The sequence below is a fragment of the Novosphingobium sp. BL-S-32 genome (genome assembly GCF_056857055.1).
Genome location: NZ_CM166476.1, coordinates 2356909 through 2379897 on the forward strand (window position 1 = coordinate 2356909; position 22989 = coordinate 2379897).

Annotated in this window: 17 protein-coding genes; 4 read left to right on the top strand and 13 right to left on the bottom strand. The window is 64.1% G+C overall.

The window, feature by feature from the left end:
• Positions 1-115 precede the first annotated feature (115 nt).
• Positions 116-2956, bottom strand: coding sequence for a DNA polymerase I (polA, locus tag AC1VVK_RS11030; RefSeq protein ID WP_482903012.1), 2841 nt, complete (start codon positions 2954-2956; stop codon positions 116-118).
• A 243-nt stretch (positions 2957-3199) separates the two neighbouring features.
• Between polA and AC1VVK_RS11035 the strand changes: the two genes are divergently transcribed.
• The gene (locus AC1VVK_RS11035; RefSeq protein ID WP_132388072.1) at positions 3200-3526 is read left to right on the top strand and encodes a hypothetical protein; all 327 of its coding nucleotides are present in this window, start codon (positions 3200-3202) and stop codon (positions 3524-3526) included.
• A gap of 96 nt (positions 3527-3622) precedes the next feature.
• Here AC1VVK_RS11035 and bla read toward each other — a convergent pair whose 3' ends face one another.
• The 4 genes from bla to AC1VVK_RS11055 form a co-directional block, all read right to left on the bottom strand.
• Positions 3623-4660, bottom strand: a complete 1038-nt coding sequence (gene bla / locus AC1VVK_RS11040) for a class A beta-lactamase (RefSeq protein ID WP_132388074.1) — start codon at positions 4658-4660, stop codon at positions 3623-3625.
• Positions 4661-4921: 261 nt separating this feature from the next.
• Complete coding sequence (gene groL, locus AC1VVK_RS11045; protein ID WP_132388076.1) at positions 4922-6565, bottom strand: chaperonin GroEL; 1644 nt, start codon at positions 6563-6565, stop codon at positions 4922-4924.
• A 46-nt stretch (positions 6566-6611) separates the two neighbouring features.
• On the bottom strand, positions 6612-6899 hold the full coding sequence (gene groES, locus AC1VVK_RS11050; RefSeq protein WP_086492655.1) for a co-chaperone GroES: 288 nt from the start codon (positions 6897-6899) through the stop codon (positions 6612-6614).
• Between the two features lie 165 nt (positions 6900-7064).
• On the bottom strand, positions 7065-8444 hold the full coding sequence (locus tag AC1VVK_RS11055) for an MATE family efflux transporter (protein WP_482903013.1): 1380 nt from the start codon (positions 8442-8444) through the stop codon (positions 7065-7067).
• 136 nt (positions 8445-8580) lie between these two features.
• On the opposite strand from AC1VVK_RS11055, the gene AC1VVK_RS11060 reads away from it, so the two are divergent.
• On the top strand, positions 8581-9015 hold the full coding sequence (locus AC1VVK_RS11060) for a c-type cytochrome (RefSeq protein ID WP_482903014.1): 435 nt from the start codon (positions 8581-8583) through the stop codon (positions 9013-9015).
• Between the two features lie 108 nt (positions 9016-9123).
• Here AC1VVK_RS11060 and AC1VVK_RS11065 read toward each other — a convergent pair whose 3' ends face one another.
• The 8 genes from AC1VVK_RS11065 to AC1VVK_RS11100 all read right to left on the bottom strand — a co-directional run bounded on the left by AC1VVK_RS11065 (position 9124) and on the right by AC1VVK_RS11100 (position 13964).
• Complete coding sequence (locus AC1VVK_RS11065; RefSeq protein ID WP_482903015.1) at positions 9124-9732, bottom strand: hypothetical protein; 609 nt, start codon at positions 9730-9732, stop codon at positions 9124-9126.
• 84 nt (positions 9733-9816) lie between these two features.
• Positions 9817-10764 carry a bifunctional helix-turn-helix transcriptional regulator/GNAT family N-acetyltransferase gene (locus AC1VVK_RS11070; protein ID WP_482903016.1) on the bottom strand — a complete coding sequence of 316 codons (948 nt, stop codon included), beginning with the start codon at positions 10762-10764 and terminating at the stop codon, positions 9817-9819.
• Positions 10765-10908: 144 nt separating this feature from the next.
• The gene (gene rplL, locus AC1VVK_RS11075; RefSeq protein WP_132388086.1) at positions 10909-11283 is read right to left on the bottom strand and encodes a 50S ribosomal protein L7/L12; all 375 of its coding nucleotides are present in this window, start codon (positions 11281-11283) and stop codon (positions 10909-10911) included.
• 123 nt (positions 11284-11406) lie between these two features.
• Positions 11407-11919 carry a 50S ribosomal protein L10 gene (rplJ, locus tag AC1VVK_RS11080; protein WP_132388088.1) on the bottom strand — a complete coding sequence of 171 codons (513 nt, stop codon included), beginning with the start codon at positions 11917-11919 and terminating at the stop codon, positions 11407-11409.
• 342 nt (positions 11920-12261) lie between these two features.
• The gene (locus tag AC1VVK_RS11085) at positions 12262-12504 is read right to left on the bottom strand and encodes a helix-turn-helix domain-containing protein (protein WP_482903017.1); all 243 of its coding nucleotides are present in this window, start codon (positions 12502-12504) and stop codon (positions 12262-12264) included.
• A complete protein-coding gene (locus AC1VVK_RS11090; RefSeq protein ID WP_243652573.1) occupies positions 12504-13052 on the bottom strand; it encodes a DUF2975 domain-containing protein in 549 nt (182 codons plus the stop codon). Before AC1VVK_RS11090 ends, AC1VVK_RS11085 begins: the two co-directional genes overlap by 1 nt.
• A 25-nt stretch (positions 13053-13077) precedes the next feature.
• A complete protein-coding gene (locus AC1VVK_RS11095) occupies positions 13078-13260 on the bottom strand; it encodes a hypothetical protein (protein WP_482903018.1) in 183 nt (60 codons plus the stop codon).
• Positions 13261-13544: 284 nt separating this feature from the next.
• Positions 13545-13964, bottom strand: coding sequence for a hypothetical protein (locus tag AC1VVK_RS11100; protein WP_482903019.1), 420 nt, complete (start codon positions 13962-13964; stop codon positions 13545-13547).
• Between the two features lie 420 nt (positions 13965-14384).
• Between AC1VVK_RS11100 and rpoB the strand changes: the two genes are divergently transcribed.
• Entirely contained in the window at positions 14385-18542 is a 4158-nt protein-coding gene (gene rpoB / locus AC1VVK_RS11105) for a DNA-directed RNA polymerase subunit beta (RefSeq protein ID WP_132388096.1), read from the top strand.
• 81 nt (positions 18543-18623) lie between these two features.
• Positions 18624-22928 (top strand): DNA-directed RNA polymerase subunit beta', encoded by a 4305-nt coding sequence (rpoC, locus tag AC1VVK_RS11110; RefSeq protein WP_132388098.1) that lies wholly within the window; start codon positions 18624-18626, stop codon positions 22926-22928.
• Positions 22929-22989 lie beyond the last annotated feature (61 nt).

Here is a 22989-nt window from a genome sequence, read left to right on the forward strand (position 1 = left end):
GAAGCGGGGCCCCCGCCTGCGCGGGGGCGACGAAGTGTTTTTGGCGGGGGTGCTTTTTTGCGGGAAGTATGTTGGGGCCAGCTTCCGGACGGCTGGCTGGCCCCTTGTCTTGGGCTTAGTGCGCCGCGCCCCAGCTCAGGCCGGAGCCCACTTCCACGCCAAGCGGGACATCGAGCTTCACGGCCGGTTCCGCCGCGCTCGCCATCACGTGCCGGATCACGGCCGAGGCCGCTTCGACATCCGCCTCGGGCAGTTCGAACACCAGTTCGTCGTGCACTTGCAGCAGCATGCGGACATGACCGAGGCCCGCTTCGGCCAGCGCTGGGTTCATGCGGGCCATGGCACGCTTGATGATGTCGGCGCTGGTGCCCTGGATCGGGGCGTTGATCGCCGCGCGCTCGGAGCCCTGACGTTCGGCCTGATGCTTCGAACCGATGCGCGGGAACCACGTCTTGCGGCCGAACAGCGTTTCCGAATAGCCCTTGCCGCGCACGGATTCGAGCGTTTCGTGAATGTAGCGCTGGATGCCCGGGAAGCGCTCGAAATAGCGGTCGATCATCGCCTGCGCCTCGTCCGCCTCGGTGCCGAGACGGCCGGCAAGCCCCCAGCGCGAGATGCCGTAGAGGATCGCGAAGTTGATGGTCTTGGCGCGCCCGCGCGTGTCGCGGTCCACCGTGCCGAACATCTCCATCGCCGTGCGCGCATGGATGTCCTCGCCATTGGCAAAGGCTTCCTTGAGGCTCGGCACGTCGGCCATATGCGCGGCAAGGCGCAGCTCGATCTGCGAATAGTCGGCGGAAAGCAGGACATGGCCCGGCTCGGCCACGAAGCAGTCACGGATCTGGCGGCCGAGTTCGGTGCGCACCGGAATGTTCTGGAGATTGGGATCGGTGGACGAAAGGCGCCCGGTCTGCGCGCCGACAAGGCTGTAGCTGGTGTGGACGCGGCCGGTCTTCGGGTTGATCGCGGCTTGCAGCGCCTCGGTATAAGTCGAGCGCAGCTTGGAAAGCTGGCGCCATTCGAGCACCTTGGTCGCGACTTCCGCACCTTGCGCGGCGAGGCCTTCGAGGATGGACTGGTCGGTCGAGTACTGGCCGGACTTGCCCTTGCGCCCGCCCTTGTAGCCGAGCTTGTCGAACAGGATATCGCCCAGCTGCTTGGGGCTGCCGATGGTGAATTCCTGGCCGACCTTGGCATAGATATCGGCTTCCAGCGTGCCGATAGCCTCGGCGAACTGGCTGGAGAGACCGGCCAGCTTCTCGCGGTCCACCTTGATGCCGTGGCGCTCCATCTGGGCGACGACGGGGATCAGCGGACGGTCGACGCGCTGGTAAATGCGCGTGCCGCCTTCTTCCGACAGGCGCGGGGCGAGCAGGGCGTGGAGCCGCCAGGTGACGTCGGCATCCTCGGCCGCATAGGGCGTGGCGCGGTCCAGCGGGACTTCGCCGAAGGGGATGGCCTTCTTGCCGGTGCCGCAGACGTCCTTGAACAGCATGGTCTTGTGCGAGAGGTGGCGCTCGGCCAGTTCGTCCATGCCGTGGCCGCCGCCGATACCCTCAATCGAACGGCCCGCGTCGAGGCAGAAGCTTTCGATCATGGTGTCGTCCACCGGCGCGACTTCGATCCCGTGGCGGGCGAGGACGTTGAGGTCGTACTTGATGTTCTGGCCGACCTTGAGGACGGCATCGCTTTCCAGCATGGGCTTGAGCAGCGCCAGCGCGGTAGCCAGCGGCACCTGCTCCGGCTTTTCCGCGAACATGTCGGTGCCGCCGTGGCCGAGCGGGATGTAACAGGCATCGTTCGGCCCGAGCGCGAGGCTGATCCCGGCAAGGTCCGCCTGCATCGAATCGAGCATCGAGGTCTCGGTGTCGACGGCAACCACGTGCGCGGCATGGGCGCGGGCGATCCAACGCTCCAGCGCCTCGACGGTCTGCACGCATTCGTAGGCGGCGTAGTCCACCGCCGGCCATTCCGGCAGCGACTGGCGCGCGGCGCCTTCGGAGGGGCCGCTGCCTGCGGTCGCCGGCTTGGCGGGGTGAAGCTGGGTGGCCCGCTCGGGGCTGCCGTTGCCAAGGTCGAGCCGCTTGAGCAGGCTGGTGAAGCCATGCTTGCCCAGGAATTCGGCCAGCGGCGCGGGCGGAATGGCGTCGAGCTTGAAGTCCTCCAGCGCCATCGGCAGCGTGCAGTCTTCCTTGAGCGTGACGAGCACCTTGGACAGGCGCGCCATCTCGGTCTGCTCGATCAGGCGCTCCTGCAACTTCGACTTCTTCATCGAAGGCGCGGCGGCGAGTGCGGATTCGAGGTCGCCATAGTCCTGGATCAGCTTGCTCGCGGTCTTGGGGCCGACGCCGTAGACGCCCGGCACGTTGTCGACCGAGTCGCCCATTAGCGCCAGCACGTCGCCCACCTTTTCGGGCGGGACGCCGAACTTTTCGACCACTTCCGGGATATCGATCCGCTGGTTCTTCATCGTGTCCAGCATGTCGACGCAGCCGCCGCCGATGCCGCATTTGCCGACGAGCTGCATCAGGTCCTTGTCCGAAGACACGATCGTCACGTCCCAGCCCTGTGCCGTGGCGGCGCGGGCGTAGGAGGCGATGAGATCGTCCGCCTCGAAGCCCGGTTCCTCGATGCAGGGCAGCGAGAAGGCGCGCGTGGCGTCGCGGATCAGCGGGAACTGCGGGACCAGATCCTCGGGCGGCGGCGGGCGGTTGGCCTTGTAATCATCGTAGATATCGTTGCGGAAAGAGTGGCTGCCGGCATCGAGGATCACGGCAAGGTGAGTCGGGCCGTCGGCCTTGTTGAGGTCGTCCGCCAGTTTCCACAGCATCGTCGTGTAGCCGTAGACCGCGCCCACCGGCGTCCCTTCCGGGTTCGTCAGGGGTGGCAGGCGGTGATAGGCGCGGAAGATGTAGGCCGAGCCGTCGACGAGATAGAGATGCTGCTTGGAATCCATGGCGCAACCCGTAGCAGTGCCGGGGCGGGCCGTCAGCAGGGCCAGTGCATTTCCTGGGGCCTGCATTTCGTGGGGACGTGATTTCCCCCGGGAACCTTCCGCCGATCTCTCGGTTTCGCTGCGAATGCTTGAATCGCGGCTTGTGGGGGCCTAATTCTGCGCGACCTGATGGGAGCGGCCGGCCACGCGACCCCCGCGAGTGGCACCCGGATTCGACTTCAGCAAAGAGGGAAGACTGAAAACATGCGCAAGACCCTGATCGCCGTGACTGCCGCCGCCGCCGCACTTTCGCTCGCCGCCTGCTCGCAGAAGACGCAGGAGAACGCTTCGGACACCGTGACTTCGGCCGCCGAAGACGTGTCGCAGGCCGCCGACGACATGGGCGATGCAGTGGGCGTTGCCGGCGACAAGGCCGCGCGGGCTGCCGACGATACCAAGGACGCGGCCAGCGAAGCGGCAAAGTCCGCCGAAAAGACCGTGGACGATACCGCCGCCGATGCCGCCGCTGCCGCCAGCGACGTCACCAATGCCGAGAACGAGCCGCACGACTCTTCTGCTCCGCAGCACTGAGGTTGAGCAGGGCCCGGGCTTCGGTTCGGGCCTTCCCAAACGAAAAGCCCCGCCGGATCGTCTCCGGCGGGGCTTTTCGTTTTTGGAGCCTGCGGATCAGCGCTGGGCGGAGGCCGTGCGGCTGTAGCTTCCGGCGTCGGCGAGGTAGCCTTCGTAGATCGTGCGCGTGATGCTGGCGATCCGGGCCTCGCGGGCGGGGCGGTTGCCTTGACCGGTGACGTAGATGGCCACGGCATAGGCGCGCCCGTCAGCAGTCTCGATAATGCCCACGTCGCTGGACGTGTTGCTGAGCGAACCGGTCTTGTGCGAGACGTTCACGCCGCTGGGCAATCCGGCGCGGATGCGGTTGCGGCCGGTGAGGCAGCGGCCCATCGCGCCCATCAGCACGTCGCGGCTTTCGGGGGTCAGCCACTTGCCCTGGTAGATGCCGGTCAGCAGCTGGACCATGGCGAGCGGGGTGGCGCTGTCACGCTTGTCGACCACTTTGGCGGGATTGATCGCGCCATCGTCGCGGACCATCGTGGCGATGTCATGATCGAGGTGCCAGTCGTCGATCCCGGCGCGGCGGACCCAGGCATTGACGGCGGACGGGCCGCCGACGACCTTGAGAAGCGCATCGGTCGCGTAGTTGTTGGACCGGGTGATCATCAGTTCGAGAAGCTGGCGCGCCGACATGTAGGCGCCGGGACGAACCGGGGCGACCGAGCTGGAGAACGGCGCGGAAGCGACCGGGATCATCAGCGGATATTCGCTGGAAAGGCTCCACTTGCCCTTGTCGACGCCTTCCAGGAACGTCGCGGCGATGGCGACCTTGGCGGTGCTGGCCATCGGAAAGCGCTGACTGCCCAGCACGTCCACCGACCGGCCGGTCGAAAGGTCCACGGCGGCGACGCCGATACGGCCCTGCGAGCCTTCGGCAACGGACGCCAGCCGTCTTTCGAAATCACTGGAGAACGATCGCGGCGCCCGGACTTCGGTGCCGAACACCGAGTCGAACGATTCCTGCACATCGTTGACGTTGCCCGCATGGGCAGGTGCGAACGACACTGCGCCTGCGGCGATGATGCTTGCGACCCTGACGAAGCGCTGCGTGCCCGCAAAACACCGCGCAAGGAGCTTGTCTGCCCCGTTCATGCAGAACCCACCCTTACCTTTTCTCACGTCCCCTAGAGTTAATCCGAATTCGATAAAACGCCAGCGCCGCGCGACGAATTGCATGCAGCATACGGGCAATTGCGGGAACCAGATCGATCCTGTCGTTTTCGCGACGGATTCGGACTCGGTTTGAAAATGCGCCGGTGCCGGGCGCGGTTCAAGAATGTCGAAGGCGTACCAACGAAAAAGGCCGGAAGGATCGCTCCTTCCGGCCCAATTCGCGTCGGTGACGTGGTTGGCTTAGAAGCCGCCCATGCCGCCCATGCCGCCCATGTCGGGCATTGCCGGCATGGCGGGCTTGTCGTCAGCCTTTTCGCTGATCGCCGCTTCGGTGGTGATCAGCAGGCCGGCGACCGAAGCCGCATCCTGAAGCGCGGTGCGCACGACCTTGGTCGGGTCGATGACGCCGGCGGCAACGAGGTTTTCGTACACGTCGGTCGCGGCGTTGAAGCCCAGCGATTCGTCCGAACCGTCAAGCAGCTTGCCGGCGACAACGGCGCCGTCGTGGCCCGCGTTTTCAGCGATCTGCTTCAGCGGTGCGGTGATTGCCTTGCGGACGATGTCCACACCACGGGTCTGGTCTTCGTTGACGCCGGTCAGGCCTTCGAGGGCGCGCGTTGCATAGAGCAGCGCGGTGCCGCCACCGGGGACGATGCCTTCTTCAACGGCAGCGCGGGTCGCGTGGAGAGCGTCGTCGACGCGGTCCTTGCGTTCCTTCACTTCGACTTCGGTCGCACCGCCGACCTTGATGACGGCCACGCCGCCAGCAAGCTTGGCCAGACGCTCCTGGAGCTTCTCGCGGTCGTAGTCGCTGGTGGTGACTTCGATCTGGGCACGGATCTGCTCGACGCGGCCCTTGATGTCGTCAGCCGCACCGGCGCCGTCGACGATGACCGTGTTGTCCTTGTCGATGGTGACCTTCTTGGCCTGGCCGAGCATGCCGAGCGTGACGCTCTCAAGCTTAATGCCGAGGTCTTCCGAGATCATCTCGCCGGCGGTCAGCGTGGAGATGTCGCCCAGCATGGCCTTGCGACGGTCGCCGAAGCCCGGAGCCTTGACGGCAGCGATCTTCAGGCCGCCACGCAGCTTGTTGACGACGAGCGTGGCAAGGGCTTCACCCTCGATGTCCTCGGCGATGATGAGGAGCGGACGGCCCGACTGCACCACGGCTTCGAGGATCGGAAGCAGCGCCTGGAGCGACGACAGCTTCTTCTCGTGGATGAGGATGTACGGGTTTTCGAGTTCGACCGTCATCTTCTCGGGGTTGGTGACGAAGTAGGGCGACAGGTAGCCGCGGTCGAACTGCATGCCTTCGACGACATCGAGTTCGAATTCGAGACCCTTGGCCTCTTCGACGGTGATGACGCCTTCCTTGCCAACCTTTTCCATGGCTTCGGCGATCTTCTCGCCGACTTCGGTGTCACCGTTGGCCGAGATGATGCCGACCTGGGCGATTTCCGAGGAACCGGCAACGGCCTTCGAACGGCCCTTGATGTTCTCGACAACCTTGGTGACGGCGAGATCGATGCCGCGCTTCAGGTCCATCGGGTTCATGCCGGCGGCAACCGACTTCATGCCTTCGCGAACGATCGCCTGGGCAAGAACGGTGGCGGTGGTGGTGCCGTCACCGGCTGCGTCGTTGGCCTTCGAGGCCACTTCGCGCAGCATCTGGGCGCCCATGTTCTCGAACTTGTCCTTGAGTTCGATTTCCTTGGCGACCGAGACACCGTCCTTGGTGATGCGGGGAGCGCCGAAGCTCTTCTCGATCACGACGTTGCGGCCCTTGGGGCCGAGGGTCACCTTGACGGCGTTGGCGAGGGTGTCGACGCCCGACAGAATGCGTTCACGCGCGTCGCGGCCGAACTTTACGTCCTTGGCTGCCATTTTGAATTCCTTTTAGAAAATCTGGAAAATTCGGAAATCAGGATGCTCAGCCGATAACGCCGAGGATGTCCGATTCCTTCATGATCAGCAGGTCTTCACCGCCAACCTTGACTTCGGTGCCCGACCACTTGCCGAACAGCACGCGGTCGCCAACTTTGACGTCAAGCGGAGTGATGGTGCCGTTTTCGGCGCGGGCGCCGGTGCCGACGGCGACGATTTCGCCTTCAGCCGGCTTTTCCTTGGCGCTGTCGGGGATGATGATGCCGCCAGCCGTCTTTTCCTCGGCTTCGACGCGGCGCACGAGAACACGGTCGTGCAGCGGGCGGAAAGTCATGGGATTCTCCCTTATCCTACGAACCAGAATAGGCATAAAAACTGAATTGGCACTCTCTTGCAGGGAGTGCCAACGCCGGGGATATGGTTCGGGGCCGGGGCGCCGTCAAGCGATGACCGGCCAAAATTTTTCAAGCCGGTTTAGACTCGCGATGAGACGAGCGCGTTACAGCGGCGAGAGATGGAACTTCTCTCGCCCGTGCCAGCGCACCAGCAACAGCAGCGCCGCCGCCGTGAGTCCCACGGCAAGGCCGATCCACACGCCCACGCCTTCCAGCGGGGTGAACAGCCCGAGCGCCACCGACGTCGCGAAGCCTGCCGCCCAATAGCCGAACAGGGCGATCATCATCGGCACGCGGGTATCCTGAATGCCGCGCAGCGCCCCGGCCACGACAGCCTGCAACCCGTCGGTAAGCTGGAATATCGCGGCCACGAACAGGAATTCGAGCGCGAAATGGACCAGCACGGCATTCTCGGGCGCTGTCACATCGACATAGGCGGAGAGGATCAGACGCGGCATCAGCAGCATGGTGGACGCCGAGACGATCATGAAGGCCATGGCGATGGCGATTGCGGCGCTTCCGGCCCGGCCGACGCCGCCCTTGTCGCCCGCGCCGTAGTGATAGCCGACGCGGATCGTCGCCGCCTGGCCCACGCCGAAGGGTACCTGAAACGCGAAGGCGGCGATCTGCAAGGCGACGGTGTGCGCGGCAAGCTGCGCCTCGCCGATGCGGCCCATCAGGAACGCCGCTCCGCTGAACAGCCCGCCCTCGGCGATCACGGTTCCGGCTATCGGCAGGCCGAGCGCGAGGATCTGGCGCATACGCTCGGGCTCGGGCCGCCACCAGCGGCCGAACACGTGGAAGCGCCGGAGCCGCCGATCGCGCGAAATGGCAACGGCATAGACCAGCGTGCTCACGCAAGCGGTCATGGTGCTGGACAGCGCGGAGCCGGTAAGGCCGAGCGCGGGAAGGCCGAAGTGCCCGAAGACCAGCGTGTAATTGCCCAGTACGTTCACGAGGATCGACAATGCCGTGATCGCGGTGGCAAAGATCGGGCGACCGAGCGCCGAGACGAATGTGCGCAGGACGTTCGAGAGCGCCATGGGCACAATTGCGATCGAGAGCACGCGAATGAAGTGCCCGGCAAGGCCGACCACGTCCGGATCCTGCCCGGTCAGGTGCATGAAGGCCCCGCCGAACAGGCAGACTCCGATGCCGCAGGCCCCCAGGATCACTGCCAGCCACAAGGCCATGCGCGTCGACCGGCGGACTTCGCGCACGGAGTGGCGGCGGCGGCCGATCTCGGCGGCGATCAGCGGGGCGACCGCGCCGGTCACGCCGTTGAGCCCCATCAGCAGCAGCGCGACGATGGCCACGGCAAGGCTGGCGGCGGCAAGCGATTGCTGGCCCAGCCGCGCCACGAACATCACGTCGGTGGCGAAGACCGCCATCTGCAGCAGGTTGGCGAGCGCCAGCGGTCCGGCAAGGCGCAAGGTCGCGGCCAGTTCGGCACCAAAGGTCGAAGGAAGGTCACGCGTCGCCATGGTCAGGCCGATAGGCCCTGGGGTTCGGGAACGAAAGCGGATTTGTCGCCAAGGGCATATTGCGGACTTTCGGCAGATCAGTCACTTCCCGCTGGGGGAGTGCCACTATAGGGTCGCGCCAAATCGGGAGATCTCCATGCATGTGAAGTCAATGATCGTCGCCGTGCCGCTTGCGCTGCTGGCTGCCTGCGGCGGTTCGGGATCAAGTTCAGGGTCGGCGGAGCAGGGCCCGGCTGCCGCCGATAGCTCCGTTGCCACGCCTGCGACGACGGCTGTCGCCGACACGGCGCCGGCTGCATTCGGGATCTGCCGCTCGTGCCATTCGGTGACGGCGGGTGTGAACGGCGTGGGCCCGACGCTCCACGGCATCGTCGGCAGCAAGGCGGGTGAGGTTCAGGGCTTCCCGTTCAGCCCGGCGCTCAAGGAATCGGGAATCACCTGGGATCGTCAGTCGCTCGACACCTGGCTGCAAGGGCCGATGAAAATGGTGCCGGGCACCAAGATGGTCGTCATGGTGCCCGATGCGGCGCGGCGCAAAGAGATCATCGACTATCTCGAAACGCTGAAATGAAAAAGGCGTGACATGAAAAAGGGCGGCGCCGCTTTCATTGAGCGGCGCCGCCCTTTCATCCGGTCTTCATAGGGGGATGGGGGCTGGTGAAGACCGGGAAAAGAGGGTTCAGATGGTCTGGCCGGGCAGGGCCTGCTTCGGCTGTTCCACCGGCTTTTCGGCCTTGACGGGGATCGTCTTGTTGGATGGCGCAACCGCCTCGCACGAATCCGATGCGGCTTGCGTCATCTTCGGCTCCGTGCCCGAACCGTCCGAGCTGTAGGAGACCGAGCGGGTGCAGCCCTTGGCGTCCGTGGTCGACGAGTAGTAGGTCACGTGTGCGCCCTGGGGCATGTCGCCGACCATGGTGAAGCCGGGCACGCCTTGCTGGGCCGTGCCATTCGCGACTGCTTGTTGCTGCATCTGCGCGGCGTGCGCCTGCATCGATGCCGCCTGCTGCATCATGGCGTTCATGCGCGCGTCCATGATCGCGGAGATACGCTCCATCTGGGCGAAGGGATCGGCCATGACGGGCATCTGGGCCGCCTGCACCGCATCGGCCGGCACGACTGCGACTTTGGGCGCGACATCGCCGGAATACTGCACCTGCACCACCGAACCATCGGGGGCGTTGACGTTCATGGTGTGCAGCTTCGCGGTTGCGGCTTCGGCGACTCCGGCGCCCAACAGAGTGAGTGCGGCAGCGCCGAAAAGGCAGGTTTTGGAAGGCATTCGCATGGGAAGAAACCTCCTTCGTCGCTCGTCCCATTTGTCAGCGGGGACAAGCTGCTCCCGCGAAGCTGAACGTCAGATTACCGGCGGTCAGGCCGGATGCAGCATGGCGACATCGCACCGCGCGTAGCGGGCGCCGTAGCGCGCCATGATCCCGGCGTCGTGGCGGAAACCCAGCTTCTCATAGAGATGGATTGCCGCCTCGCAGCGCTTGTTGGTCAGCAGGTAGAGCGGATCGGCGCCCATTTTGCGGGCCCGCTCGATCGTGGCCTGGAGCAGGAATTCGCCCGCTTTCAGCCCGCGCGCCGCTGCGCGCACACCCATCTTGGTCAGTTCGAAAGATGTCTCGCCGGTCTTCTGAAGCGCGCAGGTGCCGACCACGCCAAGCCCCTCGGCTTCGACGAAAAGGATTGCACCACCGGGATCGACGATGCGTTCGCGCGGGTTTTCGAGCACCTCGCGGTCGGTCGGCTCGAGGCGGAACATCGTCTCGATCCACTCGGCATTGATGTCGTGGAAGGCGCCGGCCAGATCGTCGGAGAATTCGCGGATCGTCAGCATCGGCTGCCGCAGCCGGGCATGGCGTTCGACCATTGAGGATTCGCTGAGCGCGGTCTCGATGCGGGCGATGTGGTCCAACAGTTCGGCAGTCCGGCCGCCGCACATCTCGTCGACCGCGCGGCCGACGCCGGGCCAGACATGCATGCGCACGCGGGCCATGGTGGCTTCGCCCTGCGGCGTCAGCGACAGCAGGCGCTGGCGCAAGTCCGCGCCGGGATTGGCCTCGACCAGACCCAGTTCGGTAAGCTGTCCGATCGCGCGGGTCACGCCGGGCTGGCTGTAGCCGACCGCTTCGGCAAGCTGGCCGACGGTCATCGCCTCACGGTCGAGCGCGGTGAGCAGCGGCATGTGGCCGGGCTGCGCGCCGATGCCGGCATCCTCGATGATGCGGGCGGCGTCGCCCTGGAGCCGTTCGGCCAGGCGCTTGAGGCGGCTGCCGAGATAAACCCCGCCAAGATCGGCGATGACGTCGCTCATACGAATCTCCATACCACGTTATATATCGTGTTATGGAGATGGCGACGGAAGGTCAAGCACCTTCGGGAAGCGGGCAAAGGAAAAGGGCGGCTCCTTGCGGAGCCGTCCTTCCCGTAGATCTGCTCGGAAGAACCGAGAAGAAGCTTACTTGACCTCGACGGTGCCGCCAGCTTCTTCGATCTTCTTCTTGATGTCTTCGGCTTCAGCCTTGTTGACGCCTTCCTTGACGGCCTTGGGAGCGCCTTCAACGAGAGCCTTGGCTTCAGCGAGGCCCAGACCGGTGATGGCGCGGACTTCCTTGATGACCTGGATCTTCTTGCCACCGTCGCCGGTGAGGATGACGTCGAATTCGGTCTTCTCTTCGACAGCGGCGCCAGCGTCGCCAGCCGGGGCAGCAGCCACGGCAACAGCGGCAGCGGCGGAAACGCCCCATGCTTCTTCGAGAGCCTTGGCGAGGTCAGCGGCCTCGAGGACGGTCAGCTTCGACAGTTCTTCAACAAGCTTGGCGATATCGGCCATGATAATAACTCCTGATCTGTGGTCCCGGGGTGCTGGATGCGGTCCGCCGGGATAAATCGTAACGAATAGAATTGCTTAGGCTTGGCCCTTCGCGATTTACGAGAAATCGCTTGGGGCTTGAGCTCAAGCAGCCTTGTCGGCGTAGGCAGCGAAAACGCGAGCCAGCTTGGCCGCCGGAGCGGTCTGCAGCTGGGCGATCTTCGTCGCCGGAGCCTGAACGAGGCCGATGAGCTTGGCGCGCAGTTCGTCGAGCGAGGGCATCGAGGCGAGAGCCTTGACGCCAGCAGCGTTCAGAACCTGCGAACCCATCGAGCCGCCGACGATCTCGATCTTGTCGGTCGTCTTGGCGAAGTCGACGACAGCCTTGGCGGCAGCGACGGGGTCCACCGAAGTGGCGATGGCCGTCGGGCCGGTCAGGAAGTCGTCGATACCGACATAGTCGGTGTCCACGATGGCAAGCTTGGCAAGACTGTTCTTTGCAACCTTGTAGGTCGCGCCCGCGTCACGGATCTTGCCGCGCAGGGCGGTGGACTGGGCCACCGTCATGCCGAGGTTGCGGGTGATGACCACCACGCCGACCTCATTGAAGACCGCGTTGAGCTGGGCGACCGAATCGGCTTTCTGCGAACGATCCATGCCTTACTCCTTCACATGTGACCGCGTGGAACTTGCGTTCCTTGCGGCCGGCTACGTTTGTCCGAAGCGCGAAAGCACTTCGGGCGAGTCCGTTTCGATGGGGAAGGAGTTTCGTGTCGAAACACGAAGTTGGCACCACGTCTCCAAAGGAGTGAGGGGCCGGAAATAATCCTGTTCCCCGTCTAGGCTGGAAATTAAGCCCCCGCAAATCGAGGGCACCAACTGTCTCGGACGGATGAACGATGGGCCGAAACCCATACGGTTCGGGGGCGCCTTTGGATGAAAGCGCCCCCGGAGTCAAGTATTGCTAACAGTGGTGTCAGTGAAAGTGACGCTGCTTCGTCAAGGGACGGGAGCATCGTATCCCAGCAAGTCGCCCGGCTGGCAGTCCAGTTCCCGGCAGATCGCCTCCAGGGTGGAGAAGCGGATCGCCTTGGCCTTGCCGGTCTTGAGGATCGAAAGGTTGGCCAGCGTGATGCCGATACGCTCCGCCAGTTCCGTCAGTGTCATGCGGCGGGCGTAGAGAATGTCGTCCAGCTTGACCACGATCCGGCCTCCATCGAGAGCTTCCGTGTCTTCGTCCATCACACGGTGCCTTCCAGTTCGGCGCGCATCTCGGCGCCCTTGCGGAAGACGCGGGCGAGGATGAACAGGATCAGCATCAGCAGCAGGCCGTTGCCGGAGATGCCGCCCAGCGTATCGATCCGGGTGTGACCTTCGCCCAGCTTGTTGATCAGGGCGCCAAGGCCCGAAAGCGGGAGGCCGATGAGCTGCACGACCAGGCTGAGCCACGCCATCTGCGTCAGCCGCCGGGCATTGTCGGGCACGAACGGATCGCCATCTCCGACAGTGCCAACGATGCGCTTCAGCAGCTGGAAGATCCGGAAAAGCGTGCCGCACAGGATCGCGGCAAACACCAGCACGCCGCTGACCACCCAGAAGAACTGGGGCAGGAGAAGGGGCATATCCTTGGCGAGTTCGGCCGAAATCTGGCCCCGGAAGATCAGCATGGCCGGGATTGCGACAAGGCAGGCGGCAATGGCCAGGGCCATGCTCGCCATCAGGAACCACAGCAGTCCCTTGGCGATGGCGAGCAGCGGGTCGCGGGCGATCCGGGTGATTGGCGATGTCATGTTCGTGTCCTTCCCGGCGTCCGGATTACATCAGCGCCGGTGCGACGGCGACGACGATAGTGGTGGCCGGGCTCGCGACAGTCATGGGTTCGCGGGCGGCGGCTTCGGCGGGGTTGGAGAGGGTGGGCAGCCAGAAGGCGCCGGTGAAGACAATAGCCAGCGCCACGGCGAGGGGGCGGGAGGCCTTTTGCATCTGGGACTGGGTCATTGTTCGTTCTCCGATATGCTCGATATCGATATTCAATAAGTCGATTCGAGCTTATCGTCAATCGATAATATCGAAAAACAATATGACGCTGATCGTCTATCGGAAAGTTGCCGCGTTTCGAGGCGTGTGGCGCGCGCAAAAAACGGGGCGACCCGGATGAGTCGCCCCGCATATGGTTCCGGTCTGCCGTGCAGGGGTTACGGCGTTCCGGCTCCAGGCAGCGATCTGCTATTTGGGCCCCTGTTGCCTTGAGGGGGTGGAGGGTGAGGGCCCGGTCGTCTGCCTTAGGGTATGCGCGCCGAAGGGGATGCCCAGCTATTGCTGGTGCTTGCGGGGGAAAGGCGAGGGGGCGTGGTCTTGCGGCCCCGGGATTTCGGATCCCGGCGGAGCATGGTCAGCCCGCCGGTGAGCGATATGATCAGTGCGGCGAGCAGCCCCAGTCCGCCTTTTGCGCCGAGACGGGAAGGGGTTTCGGGTACCGAAGTTGCCAGGCTGGGTGCCGGGATGTCGCCGCGCGCCAAAGTGCCGTCGGCAGCGGTGCCGGACCGCGAGGCGGTGGGCACGCGGGGGGCTTCGTTTGTTTCCATGCTCTTCGTCGCCATATCCTGCGGCGTTGCGGCTGCGGCCGGCATGGCGGCAAGCGCGGCAGCGGCGAGCATCGGGCCCAGTGCGCGGTCTGCGATCGAGATGGTCAAGCGTCCCATGCAGCTTCAATGCGCTGGAGGCGAAAAAGTTACCGGGACTGGCGCTATTCAAGGATGGACGGCGGCGATTGTGCGGCGAATCGAGTCGCGGCGTTCCTGATCCGACCCCGCAGAAATGCGAGGCTCGTCAAATTGACATCCCGGACCCCCGCGCCTATATCCGCCGCTCGCTCGGTCGCTTCGAGCAAGGCTGCCCATGCGCGGGGGTAGCCCGGGAAGGAGGCGGTCGGGATATCATCCGATGCATAAGGCTGCTGGCCGCAACTGGCGTTCCTCCAAGGAATTCCGCGCGTGCCGGGCGGCCTTTTGGCGTTTTGGATGCCCTGCTTCACCGGCAGGGATACGTCCTCGCAGGCGAGAATTTTTAAGGGGCCGCTCATCGCGAATCGGTCCCGAAGCGAAGAGGCAAAAGACCAGATCATGGCCACCAAGCCCGTCGATATGCGCCGCTCTGCAAAGAAGCGCATCCGCAAGATCTTTGGCGACATCCACGAAGTCGTCCAGATGCCCAACCTCATCGAGGTGCAGCGCGAGAGCTACGAGCAGTTCCTGCGCTCGAACCCCGCGACCGGTTACATCTCGGGCCTGGAGAAGACCCTGCGTTCGGTCTTCCCGATCCGCGACTTCGCCGGCACCAGCGAACTCGACTTCGTCCACTACGAGCTGGAAGAGCCGAAGTACGACGTGACCGAGTGCCGCCAGCGCGGCATCACGTATGCGGCCCCGATGAAGGTCACGCTGCGCCTGATCGTGTTCGAAGTGGATGCCGAGACCGAGACCCGCTCGGTTCTCGATATCAAGGAGCAGGACGTCTACATGGGCGACATGCCGCTCATGACCGAGAACGGCACCTTCTTCATCAACGGCACCGAGCGCGTGATCGTCTCGCAGATGCACCGTTCGCCGGGCGTCCTGTTCGACCACGACCGCGGCAAGACGCACTCCTCGGGCAAGTACCTCTTCGCGGCCCGCGTGATTCCGTACCGCGGTTCGTGGCTGGACTTCGAGTTCGACGCCAAGGACATCGTCAACGTGCGTATCGACCGCAAGCGCAAGCTGCCGGTCACCTCGCTGCTGTTCGGCCTGGGCCTCGATAACGAAGCGATCCTCGATTACTTCTACGAGACCGTGACCTGGAAGCGCGGTTCGGGCGGCTGGCAGTTGCCTTACCAGTCCGAAGCATGGCGCGGCGCCAAGCCGGCGTTCGACATCGTCGACGCCAAGTCGGGCGAAGTCGTGTTCCCGGCCGGCACCAAGATCTCCCCGCGCGCTGCCAACAAGGCGCAGAAGGACGGTCTGGAAGAACTGCTGATCCCGACCGAGGAAATCTTCGGCCGCTATTCGGCCAAGGACCTGATCGACGAGTCGACCGGCCGCATCTACATCGAGGCGGGCGACGAAGTTTCGCCGGAAAACCTTGAAGCGCTCGACCGCGCGGGCATCGACCAGATCGACCTGCTCGACATCGACGACATCAACACCGGTCCCTGGATCCGCAACACGCTCAAGGCCGACAAGGCCGAGAACCGCGACATGGGTCTGGAAGCGATCTACAAGGTCATGCGTCCGGGCGAACCGCCGACGAAGGAAACCGCCGAAGCGCTGTTCGACGGCCTGTTCTTCGACGCCGACCGCTACGACCTTTCGGCCGTGGGCCGCGTCAAGATGAACATGCGTCTTGGCCTCGATGCCGAGGACACCGTGACCACCCTGCGCGTCGAGGACATCCTCGCCGTGGTCAAGGAACTGGTGAACCTCAAGGACGGCAAGGGTGAAATCGACGACATCGACAACCTCGGCAACCGCCGTGTGCGTTCGGTGGGCGAACTGCTCGAAAACCAGTACCGCGTCGGCCTGCTCCGCATGGAGCGCGCCGTGAAGGAGCGCATGAGCTCGGTCGACGTGTCGACCGTGATGCCGAACGACCTCATCAACGCCAAGCCCGCCGTGGCCGCCGTTCGCGAGTTCTTCGGTTCCTCGCAGCTCTCGCAGTTCATGGACCAGACCAACCCTCTGTCGGAAGTCACCCACAAGCGCCGCGTTTCGGCACTTGGGCCGGGTGGTCTTACCCGTGAGCGCGCCGGCTTCGAAGTCCGCGACGTTCACCCGACCCACTATGGCCGTATCTGCCCGATTGAAACGCCGGAAGGCCCGAACATCGGTCTGATCAACTCGCTGTCGACCTTCGCCCGCGTCAACAAGTACGGCTTCATCGAAACGCCGTACCGCAAGGTGAACGACGGTCACGTGACCAAGGACGTCGTCTACCTTTCGGCGATGGAAGAGCAGAAGCACACCGTCGCGCAGGCGTCGGCTGAGCTCAATGCCGATGGTTCGTTCGTCGAGGAACTCGTCTCGGCTCGCCAGAACGGCGAATTCGTGATGAGCCCGCGCGACCAGATCACGCTGATGGACGTTTCGCCCAAGCAGCTCGTCTCGGTGGCCGCCTCGCTCATTCCGTTCCTGGAAAACGACGACGCCAACCGCGCACTCATGGGCTCGAACATGCAGCGTCAGGCCGTGCCGCTCGTGAAGGCGGACGCTCCGTTCGTCGGCACCGGCATGGAAGAAACGGTTGCGCGTGACTCGGGCGCCGCAATCTCGGCGCTGCGCGCCGGTATCGTCGACCAGGTGGACGCCACCCGTATCGTCATCCGCGCTTCGGGCGATATCGAACCCGGCAAGTCGGGCGTCGACATCTACCGTCTGCAGAAGTTCGAGCGTTCGAACCAGTCGACCTGCATCAACCAGCGTCCGCTGGTGAAGGTGGGCGAAGTCGTGCAGGCCGGCGACACCATCGCCGACGGCCCGTCGACCGAGTTCGGCGAACTGGCTCTGGGCCGCAACGTGCTCGTCGCGTTCATGCCCTGGAACGGTTACAACTACGAAGACTCCATCCTGATCTCCGAGCGCATCGTGAAGGACGACGTGTTCACGTCGATCCACATCGACGAGTTCGAAGTGATGGCCCGCGACACCAAGCTGGGGCCGGAAGACATCACCCGCGACATCCCGAACGTCGGCGAGGAAGCCCTGCGCAACCTCGACGAAGCGGGCATCGTCTACATCGGCGCCGAAGTGCACCCGGGTGACATCCTGGTCGGCAAGATCACCCCGAAGGGCGAAAGCCCGATGACGCCGGAAGAAAAGCTCCTCCGCGCCATCTTCGGTGAAAAGGCTTCGGACGTCCGCGACACCTCGCTGCGTCTGCCGCCGGGCGTTTCGGGCACGATCGTCGACGTGCGCGTGTTCAACCGTCACGGTATCGAAGTTGATGACCGTACCCGCGCGATCCAGAACGAGGAAATCGAACGCCTCGCCAAGGACCGTGAGGACGAACGCGCCATCCTCAACCGCGCTACCTACAATCGTCTGAAGGACATGCTCCTCGGCCAGGTCGCCGCTTCGGCGCCCAAGGGCCTCAAGAAGGGCGTCGAGATCACCGACGAAGTGCTGGACGAGGTCGAGCGTCACGACTGGTGGAAGTTCGCGGTTGCGGACGATCACATGCAGTCGCAGCTCGAAGCGGTGAAGACCCAGTACGACCTCACCGTCAAGGCGATCCAGGAGAAGTTCGAGGACCGCAAGGAAAAGCTGGAACGCGGTGACGAACTCGCGCCCGGCGTGCTCAAGATGGTCAAGGTCTTCGTGGCCGTGAAGCGCAAGCTTCAGCCGGGCGACAAGATGGCCGGCCGTCACGGTAACAAGGGTATCATCAGCCGCATCCTGCCGCTGGAAGACATGCCCTTCCTCGAAGACGGTACCCCGGTCGACTTCGTGATGAACCCGCTCGGCGTGCCTTCGCGCATGAACGTCGGCCAGATCTTCGAAACGCACCTCGGCTGGGCCGCTCGCGGCCTGGGCGCGCGTATCGGCGCGGCTCTGGACGACTGGCGTGCAGCCAACCCGAACCCCGTTGCCGGCCAACCGCCGGAAGCCGTTCGCGAGCTGCTCAAGGAGATCTACGGCGACAACTACACCGCCGATATCGACGCCCGCGACGACGAGCAGATCGTCGAGTTCGCCCAGTCCGTCCGCAAGGGCGTGCCGATGGGCTCGCCGGTGTTCGACGGTGCTGTCGAGAAGGACGTCACCGACATGCTGCGTCTCGCCGGTCTCGACGAGTCGGGTCAGGTCAACCTGTTCGACGGCCGCACCGGCGACCGCTTCGACCGCAAGGTGACCGTCGGCTGCAAGTACGTGCTCAAGCTGCACCACCTTGTCGACGACAAGATCCACGCGCGTTCGATCGGCCCCTACTCGCTCGTCACCCAGCAGCCGCTGGGCGGTAAGGCGCAGTTCGGTGGCCAGCGCTTCGGTGAAATGGAGGTCTGGGCCCTCCAGGCCTACGGCGCCGCCTACACCCTGCAGGAAATGCTGACGGTGAAGTCGGACGACGTGGTCGGCCGTACCAAGGTCTACGAAGCGATCGTCAAGGGCGACGACACCTTCGAGGCCGGCATTCCGGAGAGCTTCAACGTTCTCGTCAAGGAAATGCGCTCGCTGGGCCTCAACGTCGAGCTGAAGAGCCACGACGACAACGAGGACGACGACGGCGTCGCGCTGGCGGCGGAATAACGGGATCCGGGCGGAGCCACCGCACTCCGCCCTTCCTGCCTTCCGCCCGCACGAAGAATTCACCCCAAGAGGGATTGAACCATGAACGACCTGACCAAGTTCACCAACCAGATGGCGAAGCCCGAGACCTTCGATCAGATTCAGATCGGTCTCGCGAGCCCCGAGCGTATCCGCTCCTGGTCCTTCGGCGAGATCAAGAAGCCGGAAACCATCAACTACCGTACGTTCAAGCCTGAGCGTGACGGCCTCTTCTGCGCCCGCATTTTCGGTCCCGTGAAGGACTACGAATGCCTTTGCGGCAAGTACAAGCGCATGAAGTACAAGGGCGTCGTCTGCGAAAAGTGCGGCGTCGAAGTCACTGTCACCAAGGTGCGCCGCGAGCGCATGGGCCACATCGAGCTGGCCGCACCGGTCGCGCACATCTGGTTCCTGAAGTCGCTGCCTTCGCGCATCGGCCTGCTGCTCGACATGCAGCTCAAGCTGCTTGAGCGCGTCCTCTACTTCGAGAGCTACATCGTCATCGAGCCGGGCCTGACCCCGCTTGAGAAGTATCAGCTCCTCACCGAAGACGAGATGCTCGACGCGCAGGACGAGTACGGCGAGGATTCGTTCTCGGCCGGCATCGGCGCCGAGGCGGTGAAGCACATGCTCATCAACCTCGACCTCGAACAGGAGCGTGCGGACCTTCTCCAGGAACTTGAGACGACCAAGTCGGAACTCAAGCCCAAGAAGATCATCAAGCGTCTCAAGGTCGTGGAATCGTTCATCGATTCGGGCAACCGTCCGGAGTGGATGATCCTTGACGTCGTTCCGGTCATCCCGCCAGAGCTGCGCCCGCTGGTGCCGCTGGACGGCGGCCGCTTCGCGACGTCGGACCTCAACGACCTCTATCGCCGCGTCATCAACCGCAACAACCGCCTGAAGCGCCTGATCGAGCTGCGCGCGCCGGACATCATCGTCCGCAACGAAAAGCGCATGCTTCAGGAAGCTGTCGACGCCCTGTTCGACAACGGCCGCCGTGGCCGCGTCATCACCGGCGCCAACAAGCGTCCGCTGAAGTCGCTGTCCGACATGCTGAAGGGCAAGCAGGGCCGCTTCCGTCAGAACCTTCTGGGTAAGCGCGTCGACTATTCGGGCCGTTCGGTCATCGTGACCGGTCCGGAACTCAAGCTGCACCAGTGCGGCCTGCCGAAGAAGATGGCGCTCGAGCTGTTCAAGCCGTTCATCTACGCCCGTCTGGACGCCAAGGGTCTTTCGATGACCCTGAAGCAGGCCAAGAAGTGGGTCGAGAAGGAGCGCAAGGAAGTCTGGGACATCCTCGACGAAGTCATTCGCGAGCACCCGGTCATGCTGAACCGCGCACCGACGCTTCACCGCCTCGGCATCCAGGCGTTCGAACCCGTGCTGATCGAAGGCAAGGCGATCCAGCTGCACCCGCTCGTCTGCTCGGCCTTCAACGCCGACTTCGACGGTGACCAGATGGCCGTCCACGTGCCGCTCTCGCTGGAAGCCCAGCTGGAAGCGCGCGTGCTGATGATGTCGACCAACAACATCCTCTCGCCGGCAAACGGCAAGCCGATCATCGTGCCTTCGCAGGACATGGTTCTCGGCCTGTACTACCTGTCGATGGACCGCATCGGCGAGCCGGGCGAGGGCATGAAGTTCGCTGACATGGCCGAAGTGCACCAGGCCCTGTTCACCGGCGCTGTCACGCTGCACTCGAAGATCGAGGCCCGCGTGCCGCAGACCGACGAGAACGGCGAGCAGTACATGAAGCGCTTCGAGACCACTCCGGGCCGCATGCTGCTGGGCGAATGCCTGCCGAAGTCGCACACGGTGCCCTTCGATGTCGTCAACCGCCTTCTCACCAAGAAGGAAATCGGCGACGTCATCGACCAGGTCTACCGCCACACCGGCCAGAAGGAGACGGTGCTGTTTGCTGACGCGATCATGTCGCTCGGCTTCCGCAACGCGTTCAAGGCCGGCATTTCCTTCGGCAAGGATGACATGATCATCCCGGATTCGAAGGAAGCCCTGGTGAACGAGACCAAGGAACTGGTTGCCGACTACGAGCAGCAGTACCAGGACGGCCTCATCACCCAGCAGGAAAAGTACAACAAGGTGATCGACGCCTGGAGCCGTTGCGGCGACCAGGTGGCGAACGCCATGATGGAAGAGCTGAAGGCTCAGCCGATCGATCCCGAGACGGGCCGCATGGCCCAGATCAACTCGATCTACATGATGAGCCACTCCGGTGCGCGTGGTAGCCCGGCGCAGATGAAGCAGCTTGGCGGTATGCGCGGCCTCATGGCCAAGCCGTCGGGCGAGATCATCGAAACGCCGATCATCTCGAACTTCAAGGAAGGTCTGACCGTTCTTGAATACTTCAACTCGACCCACGGCGCCCGTAAGGGTCTGGCCGACACCGCGCTCAAGACGGCAAACTCGGGTTACCTGACCCGCCGTCTGGTCGACGTGTCGCAGGACTGCGTCGTCGTGATCGAAGATTGCGGTACCGAGCGCGCGCTGGAAATGCGTTCGATCGTGCAGGGCGGTTCCACCATCGCCTCGCTCGCCGAGCGTATCCTGGGCCGTACCCTGGCCGAGGACATCGTCGACAAGGACGGCAATGTCGTTGCCGCCAAGGGTCAGCTTCTCGACGAAGCTGCCGTGGCTGCGATCGAACTGACCGGCCTTCAGGCTGCCCGTATCCGTTCGCCGCTGGTCTGCGAAGCCCAGCAGGGCGTGTGCGGCAAGTGCTACGGTCGTGACCTTGCCCGTGGTACCCCGGTCAACATCGGTGAAGCTGTCGGCGTCATCGCCGCGCAGTCGATCGGTGAACCGGGCACGCAGCTCACCATGCGTACCTTCCACATCGGCGGTGCCGCGCAGCTTAACGAAACCAGCCACCTGGAATCGATCTGCGACGGTAAGGTCGAGTATCGCGACATCCCGACGATCGTCGACAAGCGCGGTCGCCGCCTGTCGCTCGCCCGTAACGGTGAAGTCGTGCTGTTCGACAGCGAGGGTCGTGAGCGCGCAATCCACCGCGTGCCTTACGGTACCGTGCTGCTCCACACGAGCGGCGCAAGCGTCAAGGAAGGCGAACGTTTGGCTGAGTGGGATCCGTTCTCGCTGCCGATCATCACCGAATCGTCGGGTACCGTGAAGTATCAGGACCTGATCGATACCCGCACGCTGACCGAGCAGGTCGACGATGCGACCGGCATGACCAGCCGCGTCGTGACGGAAGACCGTTCGTCACGCACCGCGAAGAAGAAGGAGGACCTGCGTCCGCGCATCACCCTTCTCGACGAGGGATCGGGCGAAACCGCGCGCTACATGATGGCGCCGGGCACCACGCTCTCGGTCGAGGACGGCCAGACCGTCGAAGCCGGCGACATCATCGCCCGTGCTTCGCGCGAAGCCGCCAAGACCCGCGACATCACCGGCGGTCTGCCGCGCGTTGCCGAACTGTTCGAGGCCCGCAAGCCGAAGGACAACTCGATCATCGCCAAGGTCTCCGGCCGCATCGAGTTCGTGCGTGACTACAAGGCTAAGCGCAAGATCGCGATCATCCCGGAAGAGGGTGATCCGGTTGAGTACCTGATCCCGAAGAGCCGCGTGATCGACGTGCAGGAAGGCGACTTCGTCAAGAAGGGCGACAACCTGATCTCGGGCTCGCCCGATCCGCACGACATTCTGGAAGTCCTCGGCGTCGAGGCTCTGGCAGAATACCTCGTCGCGGAAATCCAGGAAGTCTATCGACTCCAGGGCGTGAAGATCAACGACAAGCACATCGAAACGATCGTTCGTCAGATGCTGCAGAAGGTTGAGATCACGAACGGCGGCGACACCACGCTGCTGCCGGGCGAAGAAGTCGACTACGAGGAAATGTTCGAGATCAACAGCAAGCTTCCCGAGGGCAAGATGCCCGCGGAAGGCAAGCCGATCCTTCTCGGCATCACCAAGGCCTCGCTGCAGACCCGTTCGTTCATCTCGGCCGCGTCGTTCCAGGAAACCACCCGCGTGCTCACGCAGGCGGCGGTCGAAGGCAAGAAGGACACGCTGATCGGTCTCAAGGAGAACGTGATCGTGGGCCGCCTGATCCCGGCGGGTACCGGTGCGGGCATGAACCGCATGCGCGTGGCGGCCACCAGCCGCGACGCCGCCCTGCGCGCGTCTTACCGTCGCATGCAGGAATCGCTCATCGCTGCCAATTCGGCGGCGGAAGAGCATGCGGCCGAACTGGCCCAGGGCCCGGAAGCGGCGATCGGCAACGATCCGCTCGCCGTGGTCGAGGGTGAGACCCACGGTCTCGACGCGGATGCGGGTGATTACCTGATCCAGTCGGACGAGCAGACCGAAGGCGGCGAGGAAGCATAAGCTTTCCCACCTGCTGACAGGCACACGAAAGGCCCCGCCGGAGCGATCCGGCGGGGCCTTT